The organism is Hoylesella buccalis ATCC 35310 (genome assembly GCF_000177075.1).
GTDB lineage: Bacteria > Bacteroidota > Bacteroidia > Bacteroidales > Bacteroidaceae > Prevotella > Prevotella buccalis.
In genome coordinates, this window is the sequence record NZ_ADEG01000012.1 from 41,582 (window position 1) to 58,044 (window position 16,463).

At 49.3% G+C, this 16,463-nt stretch carries 18 protein-coding genes; 15 read left to right on the forward strand and 3 right to left on the reverse strand.

Annotated elements, in window-relative coordinates; all coding sequences use genetic code 11:
- The first annotated feature begins 15 nt into the window (after window positions 1-15).
- The 3 genes from pyrE to HMPREF0650_RS01000 are packed head-to-tail and all read left to right on the forward strand — an operon-like array spanning window position 16 to window position 1,733.
- Window positions 16-654: an orotate phosphoribosyltransferase gene (gene pyrE / locus HMPREF0650_RS00990; RefSeq protein ID WP_004347598.1), complete on the forward strand. Its 639-nt coding sequence runs from the start codon at window positions 16-18 to the stop codon at window positions 652-654.
- 37 nt (window positions 655-691) lie between these two features.
- Window positions 692-1,105 carry a hypothetical protein gene (locus HMPREF0650_RS00995; protein WP_004347599.1) on the forward strand — a complete coding sequence of 138 codons (414 nt, stop codon included), beginning with the start codon at window positions 692-694 and terminating at the stop codon, window positions 1,103-1,105.
- Window positions 1,106-1,157: 52 nt separating this feature from the next.
- Window positions 1,158-1,733 (forward strand): hypothetical protein, encoded by a 576-nt coding sequence (locus tag HMPREF0650_RS01000; protein ID WP_040561991.1) that lies wholly within the window; start codon window positions 1,158-1,160, stop codon window positions 1,731-1,733.
- A gap of 127 nt (window positions 1,734-1,860) precedes the next feature.
- Here HMPREF0650_RS01000 and HMPREF0650_RS01005 read toward each other — a convergent pair whose 3' ends face one another.
- Together HMPREF0650_RS01005 and HMPREF0650_RS01010 are read right to left on the reverse strand one after the other, a co-directional pair.
- Complete coding sequence (locus HMPREF0650_RS01005) at window positions 1,861-2,826, reverse strand: bile acid:sodium symporter family protein (protein ID WP_004347601.1); 966 nt, start codon at window positions 2,824-2,826, stop codon at window positions 1,861-1,863.
- Between the two features lie 228 nt (window positions 2,827-3,054).
- Window positions 3,055-3,483, reverse strand: coding sequence for a Fur family transcriptional regulator (locus HMPREF0650_RS01010; RefSeq protein ID WP_040561992.1), 429 nt, complete (start codon window positions 3,481-3,483; stop codon window positions 3,055-3,057).
- Between the two features lie 4 nt (window positions 3,484-3,487).
- Between HMPREF0650_RS01010 and HMPREF0650_RS01015 the strand changes: the two genes are divergently transcribed.
- The 10 genes from HMPREF0650_RS01015 (at window position 3,488) to HMPREF0650_RS01060 (ending at window position 12,578) form a co-directional block, all read left to right on the forward strand.
- Entirely contained in the window at window positions 3,488-3,703 is a 216-nt protein-coding gene (locus HMPREF0650_RS01015; RefSeq protein WP_040561974.1) for a hypothetical protein, read from the forward strand.
- Between the two features lie 507 nt (window positions 3,704-4,210).
- The gene (gene dapB, locus HMPREF0650_RS01020; RefSeq protein WP_004347604.1) at window positions 4,211-4,966 is read left to right on the forward strand and encodes a 4-hydroxy-tetrahydrodipicolinate reductase; all 756 of its coding nucleotides are present in this window, start codon (window positions 4,211-4,213) and stop codon (window positions 4,964-4,966) included.
- 44 nt (window positions 4,967-5,010) lie between these two features.
- Complete coding sequence (gene lepB / locus HMPREF0650_RS01025; protein WP_040561975.1) at window positions 5,011-6,456, forward strand: signal peptidase I; 1,446 nt, start codon at window positions 5,011-5,013, stop codon at window positions 6,454-6,456.
- Between the two features lie 36 nt (window positions 6,457-6,492).
- Window positions 6,493-6,951 carry a signal peptidase I gene (lepB, locus tag HMPREF0650_RS01030; RefSeq protein WP_004347609.1) on the forward strand — a complete coding sequence of 153 codons (459 nt, stop codon included), beginning with the start codon at window positions 6,493-6,495 and terminating at the stop codon, window positions 6,949-6,951.
- Window positions 6,944-7,573, forward strand: coding sequence for a WbqC family protein (locus HMPREF0650_RS01035; RefSeq protein WP_004347610.1), 630 nt, complete (start codon window positions 6,944-6,946; stop codon window positions 7,571-7,573). The genes lepB (HMPREF0650_RS01030) and HMPREF0650_RS01035 overlap by 8 nt, the downstream gene beginning before the upstream one ends.
- 111 nt (window positions 7,574-7,684) lie before the next feature.
- Complete coding sequence (gene nrfH, locus HMPREF0650_RS01040; RefSeq protein WP_004347611.1) at window positions 7,685-8,293, forward strand: cytochrome c nitrite reductase small subunit; 609 nt, start codon at window positions 7,685-7,687, stop codon at window positions 8,291-8,293.
- Between the two features lie 21 nt (window positions 8,294-8,314).
- A complete protein-coding gene (gene nrfA / locus HMPREF0650_RS01045; protein WP_004347612.1) occupies window positions 8,315-9,808 on the forward strand; it encodes an ammonia-forming cytochrome c nitrite reductase in 1,494 nt (497 codons plus the stop codon).
- Window positions 9,809-9,924: 116 nt separating this feature from the next.
- Window positions 9,925-11,154 carry a cytochrome c biogenesis ResB family protein gene (locus HMPREF0650_RS01050; RefSeq protein WP_004347613.1) on the forward strand — a complete coding sequence of 410 codons (1,230 nt, stop codon included), beginning with the start codon at window positions 9,925-9,927 and terminating at the stop codon, window positions 11,152-11,154.
- Window positions 11,151-11,939, forward strand: a complete 789-nt coding sequence (gene ccsA / locus HMPREF0650_RS01055) for a cytochrome c biogenesis protein CcsA (protein WP_004347614.1) — start codon at window positions 11,151-11,153, stop codon at window positions 11,937-11,939. Before HMPREF0650_RS01050 ends, ccsA begins: the two co-directional genes overlap by 4 nt.
- Before the next feature lie 87 nt (window positions 11,940-12,026).
- Complete coding sequence (locus tag HMPREF0650_RS01060; protein ID WP_004347615.1) at window positions 12,027-12,578, forward strand: DUF3332 domain-containing protein; 552 nt, start codon at window positions 12,027-12,029, stop codon at window positions 12,576-12,578.
- Window positions 12,579-12,693: 115 nt separating this feature from the next.
- Here HMPREF0650_RS01060 and HMPREF0650_RS01065 read toward each other — a convergent pair whose 3' ends face one another.
- Window positions 12,694-13,929 (reverse strand): M16 family metallopeptidase, encoded by a 1,236-nt coding sequence (locus HMPREF0650_RS01065; RefSeq protein ID WP_004347616.1) that lies wholly within the window; start codon window positions 13,927-13,929, stop codon window positions 12,694-12,696.
- A gap of 173 nt (window positions 13,930-14,102) precedes the next feature.
- Between HMPREF0650_RS01065 and HMPREF0650_RS01070 the strand changes: the two genes are divergently transcribed.
- Window positions 14,103-15,047, forward strand: a complete 945-nt coding sequence (locus HMPREF0650_RS01070; protein WP_004347617.1) for a carbohydrate kinase family protein — start codon at window positions 14,103-14,105, stop codon at window positions 15,045-15,047.
- A 38-nt stretch (window positions 15,048-15,085) separates the two neighbouring features.
- Window positions 15,086-16,279 (forward strand): FprA family A-type flavoprotein, encoded by a 1,194-nt coding sequence (locus HMPREF0650_RS01075; protein ID WP_004347619.1) that lies wholly within the window; start codon window positions 15,086-15,088, stop codon window positions 16,277-16,279.
- Window positions 16,280-16,463 lie beyond the last annotated feature (184 nt).

The window sequence follows — 16,463 nt, forward strand, 5'->3', positions numbered from 1 at the left end:
TCAACAACTTACGATATGGAAAATAACACATTAAAAAGAGATTTTGCATCCAAATTATTACGCATCAAAGCCATCAAGCTACAGCCCAACGAGCCTTTCACATGGGCTTCAGGCTGGAAATCGCCTTTTTATTGCGACAACAGGAAAACGCTTTCTTACCCCGACATACGCACTTTCGTGAAGGTAGGGATGGTGCATGCCATCTTGAAACACTTCCCCGAGGCTGACGTCATCGCAGGTGTGGCGACGGCAGGCATCCCACAAGCCGCCCTCATTGCTGATGTCTTGAACATGCCTTTGATATATGTGAGAAGCAAACCAAAGGACCACGGACTGGAAAACCTAATCGAAGGTGAGATGAAAGAGGGTGCCAAGGTAGTGGTTATCGAAGACCTTATCTCTACTGGAGGCAGCTCTTTGAAGGCGGTAGAGGCCATCAGAAAAGCCGGAGGAGACGTTGTTGGCATGGTTGCCTCTTACACTTACGGGTTCCCTGTCGCTGCACAAGCGTTCAAAGACACCAACGTCAAGCTGGTTACCCTGACCGACTATGACCATGTAGTGGCTGAGGCACTGGCCACGGGATATATCCAGGAAAGTGATATCGAGTTGCTCAACGAATGGCGAAAAGACCCATCTGGCTGGCGAAAGTAATTCCCCATTTAGTAAAAATCATACATGCTACAAAATTATGTCAAGCAAATTTGAAAGTTCCGTACGCGAGATTCCCTACTCACAGCAGTCTGTTTACAACATGCTGAGTGACCTAACAAACATCGAGAAGGTACGCGACAAAATACCAGAAGATAAGATTAAGGATCTAACCTTCGACGCTGATTCCATCTCTATCCATTCTCCAATGGGCGATGTACAACTAAACATCATCGAAAGAGACGAACCAAAGTGTATCAAGTTCGAGACGAAAAAGAGTCCAATCCCTGTCAATCTGTGGATACAGATATTGCCTGTAACCGACCATTCGAGCAAGATGAAGCTCACGATGAAGGCCGAAGTGAACCCTTTCATCAAGGCTATGGTGAAAAAACCGTTGCAAGAAGGTATCGAAAAGGTGGCTGATGCCTTGCAAATGATACAATATGAATAAGGTTAAAAGCAGGAAAAGAGATGGGATGAGGTGTCTGAAACGCATCCATAAAATGAAAAGAAAAGGAATATTCCTATTTCTTTTCCTGCCCTTATTGTTGTTGTCGTGCGGAGAAAATCAGAACCAATACAGTTCTGTTCGGTGCTTCGTGGCGATTAACAATCAAGAACACAACGATGCAACGCTAGCCAGTGCGATGAACGCAACGTCGCCTGGTGTGTTTTGTTTGGTACAACAAACCATGAAGGGCGGTGCAACTTATTTCTCTTTCAAAAACAACCGAGGCAGCCAAAGCATGTCCATTTTCAACTCAAGAGACCAAAGAACGGCTCTCACCTTTGGTTATAACAATGGCGTGATCGTTGGCTTTGGCAACTTAGACTATCCTCCTATCTTCTATGCTTACGACAATCAATGCCCCAATTGCTTCGACTGGCTCACGATACCACGCAGAAATTATCCTCTAACCCTGTCATCCAGCGGTATTGCAACGTGTAACAATTGTCACCGTGAATACAACATGAACACGGGAGGGAATATCATTAAGGGCTCTCGAGCTGAGAAAAATTACCTCACTCGCTATGCTGCTTCCACGTCTGGTCCATTCGGTTTGTTGACCATACACTAAGCGGAAGAACCTCATCTAGCCCTTCTTTCAGACCAAATTACTTTCTTTTCTATCATCAACGCAATCAGGAAGGTGCGAAAACACACATAACTTCCTGTGAAAAAGCGAGACGATAACACGATTTTAGCTATGCTGACCGTTCCAAACCCCGCTTCCGATACATCCAGATTTCAACGCTATTGATAATATTTTGCCATAGGATATAACAACCAGGGCCAACGGATGAGATGGGATTGAGGTAGGAGTAGGCTATCCAGATGGCAAAAGCTGTATTCTTTTGGCCCAGTGCTTGACCGGCATTGACGGTAGCATTGAAATAGTGACCGATGAAACGTCCCACGGAAAACTGTATCACACAGAGCAGCAACCCCAGCAAAGCGATGAGCAAGAGAAAGTGAACGGACGTTTCTGCATGCACAATATTCTTCATCGTGGTGCCCGTCACAATCATCAAGGAGCATCCCCAAAGATAATAAGAAAGGTCTTTTACACCCACAACCCACCGATGAAACCGATGAAAATAGTGCTTGACCACATAAGCTAACCCCATCGGAACGACCAAGACAAGACACACTTGATTGAGTATTTTCAAGAATGCACCCATAAAAGTAATGTCACTTGTTTTCTCAATTAACGGGAAACAAATGGGAATGAGCAAAGCGGTGATAAAGTTAGACAAGAAGGTATAGGTGGTCATCTCCTCGAGATTGCCACCCAATTTCTGCGTAACCACTGCGGCAGCTGATGCACATGGGCCGATAATGCACGTGAGTAGTGCTTCCATCAGTATGAGACTGTTGCCCTTGAGGCGAAAAGACAGGATGATGGCAATGATGACAAAGACGAATAACACTTGAAAAAAACTCACCCAAAGATGCCACTTGACCGGTATTAAACGCCTGAAATTAACCTTACAAAAGGTCACAAACAAGATTAAAAACATGAACAAAGGCAGAATGGTGTCAAAGAAAGGCGCAAACAAGCATGCGGCCTTATCCAAAGAAGGGATGAAAGCAAACACAGAATAGGCTGTCACTCCAATCACCATCGATATGGGCAAAGTCCAGTTTTTGATAAATCTAATAATACTCATAAGATGTTTCAATTAACCAACACCATCATCTATTGTAAAGCAACCCCCATTAAAAGTCGGTAGATAGAAACCACATGAACGAAGAACACCTGTGCCAGGAGCTGTCTGTCCTTGCGTTTAAAACCATCAAACGGGATTGCACCTATCTTAACGCGTCTTTGTTTAGTAACCGCCGTCAACGTCCAAGCGGATTCTCTCATGTGCATGGTTCATCCGTCAGCCATCGTGTTATTTCAATTTTTCGGTACACTCCGGACACAAACCTTTCAGCACATAATTGATGCTATGCATAGTGAATCCCTCCGGAAGTGGAACCACCGGAACGGCAATGTGCTTGAGACAGAACGTGCGATGGCAGTTTTCGCAATAAAAATGCGTATGCTCTTCATCAATCGAACAGTCGCAATCGTCGTCACAAACGGCGTACTTCAATGCGCCCGAGCCATCATCAATGGCATGAATCAGGCGATGAAGGAGAAACAACGACAAGGTGCGCGATATAGTTGACTTGTCGACAGTGGGCAGATAGCGTTCCAAATCGGGCAACGATACGGCCTCATCGCCTCGCATCATCTCGCGAAGAATGAGCAGTCGAGAGGCCGTTGGCTTGATTTCCCGATGGGTTAACTTTTGTACGTAATAAGCTTCGTGTACCATTTTCATGCAAAAATACACACAATTCTCGTATCTTCAAAATTTTAGTAGATACTTTATTGCCCCGAAAGCACATTGGTTGCCACTGGGGCTGGCGGTTGGTTTTCCTGCCAAACTTTCAACCGTAATGTTAGAAAAAATGACAATAAAACGAGCAATTAAAAATGATAAAATAGGAAAAAACGCATCATCAGAAATCCATTTGCAATGTGAAAAAGGTTAATGAAATATCACTTTAGTCGCCAATAACATAGCTTTTACCATCCCACCTCCACCCAATTCAACGAAAAATGCATCACTTAACCGTGCTATCTACATGAGATTGGCACGCAAAAGCATGGCTATTGGCGGCCAAAAGCAATGCTATTGACCGCAAAGAGCATAGCAAAAGACAGGGAATTTGTGCACATTACACGGAAAATATTGACTACCAGCAAGTTGTAAAAGCGTCTCATATTTGCCGTATTTGCGACCAAGGACATGGTTGGTTGCAAATAAGCGAATCCTGAAGGGGTTGTTGTCAAGAAAAATGTCACCTACACTTCTCCCGTAGGGTCATAACTGAGCAGTTTCAACCGCTGACCATGGGGCAAATTAAGCCTGATACACCTTGCGCACAAAGGCAAGAAAAACAGGGAGCGCAAGCGTCAATAAAAGCAAAAAACAAAGTACAATATTTTGATTTTCAGCCGATTTAAAGTATCTTTGTCATCATTTAAGAACAAGCGAAATGAAAATAGCATTGATAGGATATGGCAAGATGGGAAAGATGATCGAACAGATTGCCAAGGACAGAGGTCATGAAATCGTGAGTATCATCGACGTGCAAAATCAGGAAGATTTTGACAGTGAAGCGTTTGCAAGTGCCGACGTGGCCATCGAATTCACCTCGCCAACGGCCGCTTACGGCAACTATCTGCGCGCATTCGCACACAACGTGAAGGTGGTGAGCGGGTCTACGGGATGGATGAAAGAGCATGGCGAAGACGTAAAGCGACTGTGCAGCGAAGGCGGACAGACGCTCTTTTGGGCATCAAACTTTAGCTTAGGCGTGGCCATCTTCTCGGCCGTAAACCGTTATCTGGCTAAAATTATGAACGATTTCCCACAATATGAGGTGAAAATAGAGGAAACCCATCATATCCATAAGCTGGATGCACCCTCCGGAACAGCCATCACGCTAGCCGAAGAAATCATCGATGAAATGGACAGAAAACGCAGTTGGGTGAAAGGAGTACAGCAGGCAGCTGACGGAAGTACGTCGGGTACGGACGACGTGGCGGCTGACCAGCTGGCCATAGACAGCGTACGACGTGGAGAAGTGCCAGGCATTCATACCGTGACCTACGACTGTGAGGCCGACAAAATCACCATTTCGCACGATGCACACAATCGCACGGGCTTTGCCTTGGGGGCAGTGTTGGCAGCCGAGTACACCGCAACACACACAGGATTGCTCACCACGAGCGACTTGTTCAGGTTCTAAGCAATCTAATTTTTGAACATTTAAACATACATCTTGTTATCACTATGATTGATAAACAGAAAGCAAAACTAAATATGAAGGTACAATGGACCAAGTTTATCGTGGTTCTCGCCTTGTATCTTTTGTTTCTATATTGGGTAAAAAGTTGGTGGGGACTGCTGGTGGTTCCTTTCATCTACGACGTGTACATCACCAAGAAGATACGCTGGCAGTGGTGGAAAGACGCCGAGGCACCCGTGCGTTTCGTGATGAGTTGGGTAGACGCGCTGGTGTTCGCACTGGTGGCTGTGTACTTCATCAACCTGTTTGTGTTTCAGAATTACGTCATTCCATCGTCCTCTTTAGAGAAATCACTGCTCACTGGAGATTATCTTTTCGTGAGCAAGGTGAGCTACGGACCGCGCATTCCACAAACGCCATTGACCATGCCGCTTACCCAACACACGCTCCCCATCATCAACACGAAGAGCTATATCGAGTTTCCACACTGGGACTATCGTCGAGTGAAAGGATTGGGTAACGTGAAACTCAACGACATCGTGGTGTTTAATTATCCGGCGGGGGATACCATTTGCACCGAATTGCCGTATCAAACCGAATACTACAGCATGGTGTATGGCTTCGGACAACAGATTTTCGAGCAGAACAACGGGGCGCCTATCGACCTCAACACGCTGAACAAGCAGCAACAACACGACTACTTTGAGCAGGTGTATGCACTTGGAAGACAATACGTAGCCAGCAATCCGGTGGAGTTTGGATCTATCGACAGCCGCCCTACCGACCGCCGCGAGAACTATGTGAAACGATGTGTTGGACTGCCGGGGCAGACGCTTCAAATCAAAAACCGTATCGTTTACTTGGACGGCAAGCCCAACAAGGAGCCTGACAACGTACAATATACCTATTACATCAAGCTGAAACAGCATATCCCAGACGACCTCATGAAAGAGCTGGGCATATCCATGGAAGACCTTGGCAGCCTGAACCAACGTGGTTGCATGCCGCTGACCAAGGCTACGGCAAAGGCTCTTGCGGCTCACAAGGACATTGTTGAGAGCATCCGCATCAACACCGATGCCACCGTGGGCGACCTTTATCCGCTGAATGCCGTGACGAATTGGACACGCGACAACTACGGGCCGATATGGATTCCGGCCAAAGGGAAAAGCATCAACCTGGACATGAACAACATCGCTGTGTACGAACGTCCCATCCGCGTGTACGAGAATAACGAGCTGAAGATTAAGAACAACCAGATATACATCAACGGACGACTGGCCAAGAGCTACACCTTCAAAATGGATTACTATTGGATGATGGGCGACAACCGTCACAATTCGGCAGACAGCCGCTACTGGGGATTTGTGCCAGAGGACCATATCGTGGGCAAACCCATCTTCATTTGGTGGTCTTCCGACCCTGACCGTAAGGGACTGGGTGGCATCCGTTGGAACCGATTGTTCAACATGGTTGACAACATTAAATAGCAGTATGAACGCCGTCTGACCGCAACAGGTCAGCCGATGATGAGAAACAAAGCATCTCTTTTGCGAAACCTCTTACAATGGATGTTATCCATCGCTGTTTGCACCATAGTCATGTTGGCTATCCGTGCATACGCCTTTACCATCTTTACCGTACCCGACGAGGGACTCAAGCCAGTGCTTCGAAAGGGTGACAGAGTGTTGGTAAACAGGCTGGCACGCTCTGACTTCAAGCGCGGTGAGGTGGTATTGTTCGGACAACAACAGCAGGCGTTGGGGCAAGTGATGGCGCTTCCCGGCGACACCATTACCGTCAAGGGCGAAAAATATCTCATACCAAACCACTGCAACGCACACTGTCGCTGCGGGACTTGCCAGTATCTGTTGCTGGGAATAGGCCGCAGACGGACGCTGGTACAGCACGGTGACATCGCCGGAAAGGCTTATTCGCTGTTCAGATGGAAACGTTGGCCACATCTTGAAAAGCACCATGAATAGCGTTCTTCTTTCTTCCACCTACTTTGGGCCCGTGCAGTGGTACCAGAAACTCAATCGTTACGACGTTTGTTACCTAGAAAGTCACGACAACTACGTCAAGCAAACGTACCGCAACCGTTGCAACATCGCCATGACAAATGGCGTTCAGGTGCTGAGCATTCCGGTGGAAAAGTATGACTCCCTCAAATGTCCAATGCGCGACATTCGCATCAGCGACCATGCCAACTGGCGCCATCTGCACTGGAATGCACTACAGTCGGCCTACGGTGAAAGCCCTTTCTTTGAGTATTATGCGGATGACTTACACCCTTTTTTCACGAAGAAATGGACTTTTCTGTACGATTTCAATCTTGAAATCACGATGAAGATGTGCCAGTTGTTGGCCATTGAACCGAACATACAAGAAACCACAACCTATGTGAACACCGACGACTTGCCACTGCAGATGCCCCAAATAACAGATCTCAGGGATGCCATTCGCCCCAAACATCCGCTCCCAGACGACGCTTTCACGCCCCGGCCGTACTATCAGGTCTATGCCCGAAAGCATGGATTCATCCCCAACCTTAGCATCCTGGACCTGCTCATGAACATGGGGAACGAGGCCGTTCTCTATCTTTAACCTTTTTCGGAAAGGCATTTTTATCCTTATAAATGAGGATATTTTCTTGTTTCTTGACACCAATTCCCAAAAATTATCCCTATATTTACCACAATATTCACTGAAAGGCCTATGAACCTTCGCAAATTGTCAAACTGGAAAAACGCGCTAACCTACCGACAGAAAGTTGCCGGGCTCATGGCTCTGGGGGTCATCGTGGGGCTTGCCGGCCTGTTTGCCTACCTGCTCCGAATGCACACCTATATTATAGGAGACGACCCAGCCGCGTGCGTCAATTGCCACATCATGACACCCTATTACGCCACCTGGTCACACTCGTCGCACGGGCGCGACGCCACTTGCAACGACTGCCATGTGCCGCACCAGAACCTTTTCATGAAGTATTACTTCAAGGGAAAAGACGGCATGAAGCACGTCTACTACTTCGTGACCAACGGCGAGGCCCAAACCATCAAGGCAGAAGACGCGTCGGCACGGGTCATTATGGATAACTGCATACGCTGCCACACACAGCTGAACCAGGAACTCGTAAAGACGGGGCGCATGGACTACATGATGGCCAAGCGCGGCGAGGGCCTTGCCTGCTGGGAATGCCACAAAGACGTACCACACGGGGGCATGAACAGCCTGTCGGGCACGCCCCACGCCGAGACGCAAGTGCCACTGCCCGAATCGCCAGTGCCCTCGTGGCTACAAGGCTTATTAGACAAGGAAAAGTAAGAATCATAAAATTCAACAGATATGGCTAAACAACTAAAACGCTGGCAAGGATGGCTACTGTTTGGCGGTGCAATGGTCGTCGTCTTCGTACTGGGACTCATCACATCGTCCCTAATGGAACGGAGAGCCGAGGTGGCGAGTATCTTCAACAACCGCCGTACGCCCATGACCGACTCGATAGTGGCCCAAAACGAAAAGTTCAAGGCCGACTTCCCGCGCGAATACGAGAGCTGGGCAATGACGGCCGACACGTCATTCACAAGTGAGTTCAATGGCTCGAAAGCCACCGACGAACTGGCCGACCGCCCCGAAATGGTCATCCTATGGGCCGGATACGCCTTCTCGCAAGAATACAACACACCACGCGGCCACCGTCATGCCATCGAGGACCTACGCAACATCCTGCGGACAGGGCACCCAGGCATTGACGGCGACGGCGACATGCAGCCGGGTACGTGCTGGACATGCAAAGGACCCGACGTGCCAAGGATGATGCGGGAAATGGGCACTGCCAACTTCTACAAGGCAACCTGGAGCGAGCTGGGCAACCAGATGATGAACAGCATAGGCTGCTCCGACTGCCATGACGCTCGCACCATGGACCTCAAGCCTGCCCGACCCGCCCTGTACGAGGCATGGAGCCGCAGAGGGGAAGACGTCAAGAAGGCAACACACCAGGAAATGCGGTCGCTGGTCTGCGCACAATGCCATACCGAATACTATTTCGACAAGCAAACCAATTACCTGTCGTTCCCACAAGACAGCGGTCTTACGGTAGAGGCTGCCGAGGCCTACTACGACAAGACGGGCTTTTACGACTATATCCATCCGCTGAGCAAGACACCCATCTTGAAGGCCCAACATCCCGGGTACGAAATTTTCAAGCAAGGCATCCATGCACAACGAGGGGTCTCGTGCGCCGACTGCCACATGCCCTACAAGAGCGAGGGAGGCGTGAAATACACCGACCACCACATCACCAGCCCGCTGGCCAACATAGACCGCACCTGCCAGGTGTGCCACCGCCAGAGCGAGGAAGAACTGAGACGGAACGTCTACGACAGGCAACGCATGGCCAGCGAGAAACGTACAAGACTGGAAAAAGAACTGGCTGCCGCTCACATCGAGGCCAAGTTTGCCTGGGACAAGGGTGCTACCGAAAAGGAAATGAAACCCGTGCTGGCACTCATTCGCAAGAGTCAGTGGCGGTGGGACTACGGCTTTGCCAGCCACGGGGGCAGCTTCCACGCCCCGCAAGAGGTGATGCGCATCTTCAGCGACGGCCTCATCGCCGCACAAGAGGCACGTCTGCAGATTGCAAAGGTGCTGGCACGCCACGGGTTCACGGGCAACGTACCCATGCCTGACCTGTCGACCAAGGCCAAGGCACAAGCATACATAGGACTTGACATGAAGAAGCTGAGAGAGCAAAAACAACGGTTCGTCAACAACATAGTACCCAAGTGGATAGACGACGCCCGCAAGAACCACCGATTCGTGACGAAACCCATGTAGGCAACGTAGAGCAAACCCACTTCATGGGGACAACAGAAAGAGTCACTGCACGCATGCTCCATGCAGTGGCTTTCTTATGCTACCCCTGTGCAGAAACATCCTGACACGACAACAGTATGTGGAACAAACCCTGGAAATACAAAGAAGGAATAGCCATTGGCGCAGGACTTGTCATCACCGGCCAACTGCTCCAGCTGACAGCAGGCCCCATAGACTGGAGCGTTTTTGCCTTCCCGGCTAACGCCATCGCACTGGCATGCACCGTACTGGTCCTGGCAACAATCTATGCCCTGCGCCCACACGTCTACCTTTTCCGCTATCTCACCACAACCTATTCGGCCACCACTGCCCTTGGCTTTGCCGCATTGATGACGGTTATCATGGGACTCACCCGGCAGGTTCCAGCCTCCATGCCGGCGACAGACGCCATCGGCCTTACCCGTATGTTGTCGTACTGGCCATTTGTATGGATATACCTTTGGGTCACCATCACGGTGGGGGAGACGGCCATACATCAGCTGTTGTCAATGAAACGGCGCAACATTCCCTCGCTGCTGTGCCACGCTGGCCTGCTGCTTGTGCTGGTCACCGCAACACTGGGCAGTGCCGACATGAGGCGCCTGAAGATGATTTGCTACAAGGGACAGCCCGAATGGCGGGCCACAGACGGCCAAATGCGAATGCACGAGCTGCCCATTGCCATCCAGTTGGACAGCTTTACCATCGACCAATACCCGCCCAGGCTGCTGATGGCTGACGCACGGGGCAACGCATTGCCCGAAGGAACCCCCCAGAGCCTGCTGCTCGAGCCATCCCTGAGACAAGGAAAGCTACTGGGATGGGGCATCAAAATAGAGCAGAACATCAGCGAGGCTGCTCCCAAAATTATGGACGCATCGATGCAATACGTGCCGTGGATGTCATCCGGCGCAGTGAGTGCGGTACTCGTTGAAGCCACCTCGCCCGACGGGAAAACCCGCAAGAAAGACTGGATCAGCGACGGAAGCTACCTGTTCCCCAGCCAAACGCTGACCCTAACGGACAGCCTCCGCCTCTTTATGCCACAACGCGAGCCACTACGCTACGCCTCGACCGTGCAAATATTCACAAAGACCGGCAAGTGCGAGACAGCCGAAATAGAAGTTAACAAGCCATTCGCTGTCGATGGATGGAAGATCTACCTGCTGGACTACAACAAACGAATGGGACGCTGGAGCGACAAAAGCACATTCGAACTGGTTGCCGACCCCTGGCTGCCCGCCGTCTACACAGGCATCTGCCTGCTGCTGGCAGGAGCCGTCATGGTTTTTATCACCGCACAAAGAAGAAAGGAGGAACATCCATGACCTGGCACTATTTCCTGGCTTTCGCCATCCTCTCGGCACTGCTATGGGCAGGGGGCGCCTGGGCATCATGGAAGAACAAATCCCGCAGGGCATACACCCTGACGGGTCTTGGCCTGGCCGTTTTCTTCATGTACATCCTCTGGATGTGGATAACCCTTGACCGCCCACCGCTCCGAACCATGGGAGAAACCCGTCTGTGGTACTCGCTCTTCCTTCCACTGGCTGGCCTCATCGTCTACAGCCGATGGAGATACAAGTGGATACTTCCCCTCTCCACCCTGCTCTCACTCGTCTTCATCTGCATCAACATCCTCAAACCTGAGATACACAGCAAGACGCTGATGCCTGCCCTGCAAAGCCCATGGTTTGCCCCACATGTCATCGTATACATGTTTGCATACGCCCTGCTGGGCGCCGCGTTCGTCATGTCGGCCTACCTGCTGATCATCAAGCGACAGAAGGCCAGCCTGGATGAAATGGACATCTGCGACAATCTGACCTACGCTGGCTGGGCCTTCCTGACAACCGGCATGCTCTTCGGCGCTCTGTGGGCAAAAGAAGCCTGGGGACACTACTGGGCATGGGATCCCAAGGAAACGTGGGCCGCTGCCACATGGCTGGCCTATCTGGCCTACATCCACCTGCGACTGGGCGGCAAAGGAAGTTCAAGGACCGCGCTGTGGATACTCGTCATCAACTTCGCGCTGCTGCAGATGTGCTGGTGGGGCATCAATTTCCTGCCGTCGGCACAGGGAGTCAGCATACATACCTATAATATAAATTAAATTTTAGGTTAAAAAACATCATCCCCATGGCTGGCCTATAATTAATGTGTATCTTTGGAACACTGATTACACACCAAAACACTTTGAATGATGAAAAAGAAAAATCTTAGGGTTTCCACCCTTCTGTTGGCAGCAACCTTGCTGACAACATCTTGCATCGGAAGCTTCGGTCTGTTCAACAAGCTGTTGAGTTGGAACAAAACAGCCACGGACAGTAAGTTCCTGAACGAAATCATCTTCCTGATTCTCTCGCCGGCCTACGCCATCTGTGGCACTGCCGATGTCGTGGTACTCAACACCATTGAGTTCTGGACAGGTGACAACCCAATGGCCAATAACGGCAAGACAAAGCAAGTGATGGGACAAGATGGCAAGTACTATGCTGTGAAAACTCTGAAAGACGGCTATGAGATTACGGCACCAACTGGTGAGGTAACGAAGTTCTTGTATGACAAGTCTACCGACTCTTGGTCACAAGTAGCCAACGGAAAGCAAACAGAGTTGTTCCGTTTCAACGAGGATGGAACCATCAAGGCCACCCTGCCAAACGGCAAAAAGATGGATGTTGCTTTGACTGAAGCTGGCGTTTATCAGGTACACATGGCCGTGAATGACGGCACATACTGGGCGATGAAATAAGCTAACACACGGTAAAACGAATATAATACGGGCTGTTTTTGCAGGTAACAAGATGATGTTACTTACAAAAGCAGCCTGTTTTATTTATCCCATCCGCTTATCTTTAGAGGGCTTGTCACTGAAAAATCAACGTGGTAAGCTTGTCCGCTGCCATGATGTCTTGTGCCACTTGTTGGATTTCTTGTGAGGTAACAGCATCAATTTGCTCATACAGCCAATTGACATCTTTCTCGTATGCGTAGTGTAGGAAGGTCTTCCCGAAGTCCAAAGCGAAGCTTTCACGATTGTCACAAGCCACACCAATCTGCCCTTTTATTTGTTTTTTAGCCGCCTTGAGTTGGTAATCAGTCAGCGGTTGTTCAATCATTCTATCCAACTCTTTACGCACCAGTCGCTGGCATTTCGGCACATCGTGTAGGTCACAGCCAAAGTATAGGCACCACAATCCCGTGTCCGTGTAGCTCACCATCGAGCTTTCAACGGTATAAACCAACCCATGATGCTCGCGGAGAGACAGGTTGAGGCGGGCATTCATGCCAGGACCACCCAGGATATTGTTCAGCAAATACAGCGGAATCCGCTCGCGATGATGAATGTCATACGCACGATTGCCCATCATAACATGCGCCTGATGCGTGTCTTTCTTACGCACAATGACGATAGGGTCATTGCTGTTTGCCCACTGATGCGGATGAGTTGCGGACATCACAGGCGTTTTTTTCGGCATGTCTGCGGTGGCTTTGGAGAGCAATTTGACGATTTTGTCGAACGAAACATCCCCGTCAATGAAGAAAATGGCATTCTCCGGCCGATAAAACTTGTGAGTAAAGCGCTGCGTGTCGGCCGTCATGAAGGAACGAACCGTATCGGTTGTGCCCAAAATATTGTGTCCAAGAGGATGTCCTTGGAAGATGGTATTCTCGAAATCATCGTATATCAAATCGGCGGGAGAGTCGTTATAACTCTCGATTTCATCACAAATCACCTCCTTTTCTCTTGTCAGTTCTGCCTGTGGATAGGTGCTGTGAAACACAATATCCGTCAGGATGTCGATAGCTCGGGCGACATGCTCTTTCAAAATGGCCACATGATAAACCGTATCTTCCTTGTTGGTGAAGGCGTTGATGTCGCCTCCCACGCTCTCCAGACTGTTGATGATGTGCCATGAACGGCGCCGTTGCGTCCCTTTGAACGTGGCATGTTCGCAGAAATGCGCCATGCCCTCTTCACCAGGTTCCTCATCCCTTGAACCCACATTGAGTTGATATCCACAATAAACTACCGACGATTGCGAAGGACGATGAATGATTCGCAGACCGTTATCGAGCACAAAAGTATGATAATTCAGCATGATTTAATTCTTACACAGCTCAGCGTCAAACCTGCATTCTACGAATGCAAGCCTAACCAAGTTAGTGGTTTGCAAAGATAATCAATTTAGACAGATTTAAAATTTAATACTTCTTTTTATTTTGAGTTACTACCTATTTACTGTATATTTGCATGAGCAAAATCAAGTATGTTATGCGTAAGGTAATAGGTATCGGCGAGACTGTGCTCGATATTATTTTCAAAAACGACCAGCCCATCGGGGCTTATCCCGGTGGTTCGACATTCAATGGCCTTATTTCATTGGGGCGATCGGGGGTTCACACCACCTTCATCAGCGAGACAGGCAACGACCGTGTAGGGAACATGATTCACCGTTTCCTGGAACAGAACGGCGTCGATGCCAGTCATGTAAACACCTTTCCCGACAGCAAATCGCCCATTTCCCTGGCTTTTCTCAACGAGAAGAACGACGCGGAGTACCTTTTTTACAAAGATCACCCTCACGACCAACTCGATTTTGCCTTCCCCGATATCCAACCAGACGATATCGTTATCTTCGGTTCTTACTATGCTGTCAACCCCGTGATCAGACCTCAAGTGATCGGATTACTCGACTATGCCCGCAATCATGGCGCCATCATTTACTACGATGTCAATTTCAGACCGGCTCATCAGCATGACGTGATGCGCATCACCCCTAATCTATTGGAGAATTTGGAGTATGCCGACATCGTCAGAGGCAGCAGAGAAGACTTTCAAACGCTGTACAAACTTGACGACGCAGCCAAAGTATATCAGGCCGAAATATCATTCTACTGCAAACGATTTATTTACACACAAGGAGCCGAAGCCTTGCAATTGTTCGCAGAAAACAATTTCCACAAGGCCTACCCCGTGCCTGATGAAGCCCCGGTGAGCACCATCGGAGCCGGCGACAACTTCAATGCAGGCGTGTTGTTCGGGCTGCTCAAACATGGCATTACGCGCCAGATGCTGGAACAAGGCCTGTCGGAGAAGCAATGGGATCAAATCATCAGCTACGGTTTACGTTTCGCCTCGGAGAGCTGTAAGAGCATACACAACTATGTTGACACCAGCTTTGCCAACCAGATGAAAGCCGAATTGGCAAAAGGATAAGCAGATATTACCTCATTAATCACATAATAAATTCAAATATGATAGAACTCAAGAATAAAGTCTATTATGTAGGTGTGAACGACCGCAACAAGTCTTTGTTCGAGGGCTTGTGGCCTCTGCCAGCGGGCGTATCATACAATTCGTACCTGATAGACGACGAAAAAGTGTGCCTCATCGATGCTGTTCAAGTGGATTTCTTCACGCAATTCATCGAAAACCTGCATGAGGTGCTGGGCGACCGACCCATCGATTACCTCGTAGTGAACCACATGGAACCCGACCACAGCGGCTCTTTGGGACTGTTGAAGAAGTACTATCCCGACATCAAAGTCATCGGTAACAAGAAAACCTTCGACCTGATGGCCGGCTTCTACGGCATCAAAGACCAAACGATTGAAGTGAAACATGGCGAAGTGATAGACCTTGGTCATCACAAGTTGAAATTCTTCATGACGCCCATGGTGCACTGGCCCGAAACGATGATGACGCTTGACGAGACTGACCACATGTTGTTCTCGGGCGATGGCTTTGGATGTTTCGGCGCATTGAATGGTGGTATCCTGGACGAAGAGATAGACACCAGCTGGGCTTGGTTGGAGATGGTGCGCTATTACAGCAACATCGTAGGAAAATATGGCGTACCCGTGCAGAACGCCTTGAAGAAGTTGGCCGATCAACAGATTGATTACATTTGCCCTACCCATGGCCCTGTTTGGCACGAGAAGGCAGCGAAAGTAGTAGACCTCTATGACCAAATGTCCAAATACGAAACCGATGAGGGCATCGTCATCTGCTACGGAACCATGTATGGCAACACCGAACGCATGGCGGAAACCATCGCAAGAGCAGCCAGTCAGGCCGGCATCAAGAACATTTGCATGTACAACATCTCGAAGACGCACCACTCTTACATCCTCCGTGACATCTTCCGTTACCGCGGATTGATTGTGGGAGCGCCAACCTACAACAACGGTTTGTACCACGAGATGTCCGAACTGCTGTCTGAAATAGCCAACCACGACATCAAGAATCATTACATCGGATGGTTTGGCAGCTATGGATGGGCCAGCAAAGCCGTACCTACCATTGCCGAATGGGTAGACACCAAGCTCAAATTTGAGCCTGTGGGAACGCCCGTAGAAATGAAACAAGCCATGTCAAAAGACGTACGCAGCCAGTGCGAAGAACTGGGAAAGGCCATGGCTGAGCGCCTAAAAGCCGACCGGAAATAGTGTTTTCAGGCCATTTCCATAGACCCATGACTACTTGTTATCATGGGTCTATGGATTTTTTCTTTTAGCGATAGGCCACTCCTCATCGGCTTATCACGCATCAACACATGCGAAAGAAGCGAGCGCACGCCTTGTTTTTACCCAGACAGAACACGCCGAACGTAGACAAGCTCATACTATCATT

Coding starts and splice junctions, on each gene's coding strand:
- lepB (WP_004347609.1), top strand. CDS start 6,493: ATGATGAGAAACAAAGCATCTCTTTTGCGAAACCTCTTACAATGGATG.
- HMPREF0650_RS01000 (WP_040561991.1), top strand. CDS start 1,158: ATGAAAAGAAAAGGAATATTCCTATTTCTTTTCCTGCCCTTATTGTTG.
- HMPREF0650_RS01065 (WP_004347616.1), bottom strand. CDS start 13,929: ATGCTGAATTATCATACTTTTGTGCTCGATAACGGTCTGCGAATCATT.
- HMPREF0650_RS01005 (WP_004347601.1), bottom strand. CDS start 2,826: ATGAGTATTATTAGATTTATCAAAAACTGGACTTTGCCCATATCGATG.
- ccsA (WP_004347614.1), top strand. CDS start 11,151: ATGACCTGGCACTATTTCCTGGCTTTCGCCATCCTCTCGGCACTGCTA.
- pyrE (WP_004347598.1), top strand. CDS start 16: ATGGAAAATAACACATTAAAAAGAGATTTTGCATCCAAATTATTACGC.
- nrfA (WP_004347612.1), top strand. CDS start 8,315: ATGGCTAAACAACTAAAACGCTGGCAAGGATGGCTACTGTTTGGCGGT.
- HMPREF0650_RS01060 (WP_004347615.1), top strand. CDS start 12,027: ATGATGAAAAAGAAAAATCTTAGGGTTTCCACCCTTCTGTTGGCAGCA.
- HMPREF0650_RS01010 (WP_040561992.1), bottom strand. CDS start 3,483: ATGGTACACGAAGCTTATTACGTACAAAAGTTAACCCATCGGGAAATC.
- lepB (WP_040561975.1), top strand. CDS start 5,011: ATGATTGATAAACAGAAAGCAAAACTAAATATGAAGGTACAATGGACC.
- HMPREF0650_RS00995 (WP_004347599.1), top strand. CDS start 692: ATGTCAAGCAAATTTGAAAGTTCCGTACGCGAGATTCCCTACTCACAG.
- HMPREF0650_RS01075 (WP_004347619.1), top strand. CDS start 15,086: ATGATAGAACTCAAGAATAAAGTCTATTATGTAGGTGTGAACGACCGC.
- HMPREF0650_RS01050 (WP_004347613.1), top strand. CDS start 9,925: ATGTGGAACAAACCCTGGAAATACAAAGAAGGAATAGCCATTGGCGCA.
- HMPREF0650_RS01035 (WP_004347610.1), top strand. CDS start 6,944: ATGAATAGCGTTCTTCTTTCTTCCACCTACTTTGGGCCCGTGCAGTGG.
- nrfH (WP_004347611.1), top strand. CDS start 7,685: ATGAACCTTCGCAAATTGTCAAACTGGAAAAACGCGCTAACCTACCGA.
- dapB (WP_004347604.1), top strand. CDS start 4,211: ATGAAAATAGCATTGATAGGATATGGCAAGATGGGAAAGATGATCGAA.
- HMPREF0650_RS01015 (WP_040561974.1), top strand. CDS start 3,488: ATGCAAAAATACACACAATTCTCGTATCTTCAAAATTTTAGTAGATAC.
- HMPREF0650_RS01070 (WP_004347617.1), top strand. CDS start 14,103: ATGCGTAAGGTAATAGGTATCGGCGAGACTGTGCTCGATATTATTTTC.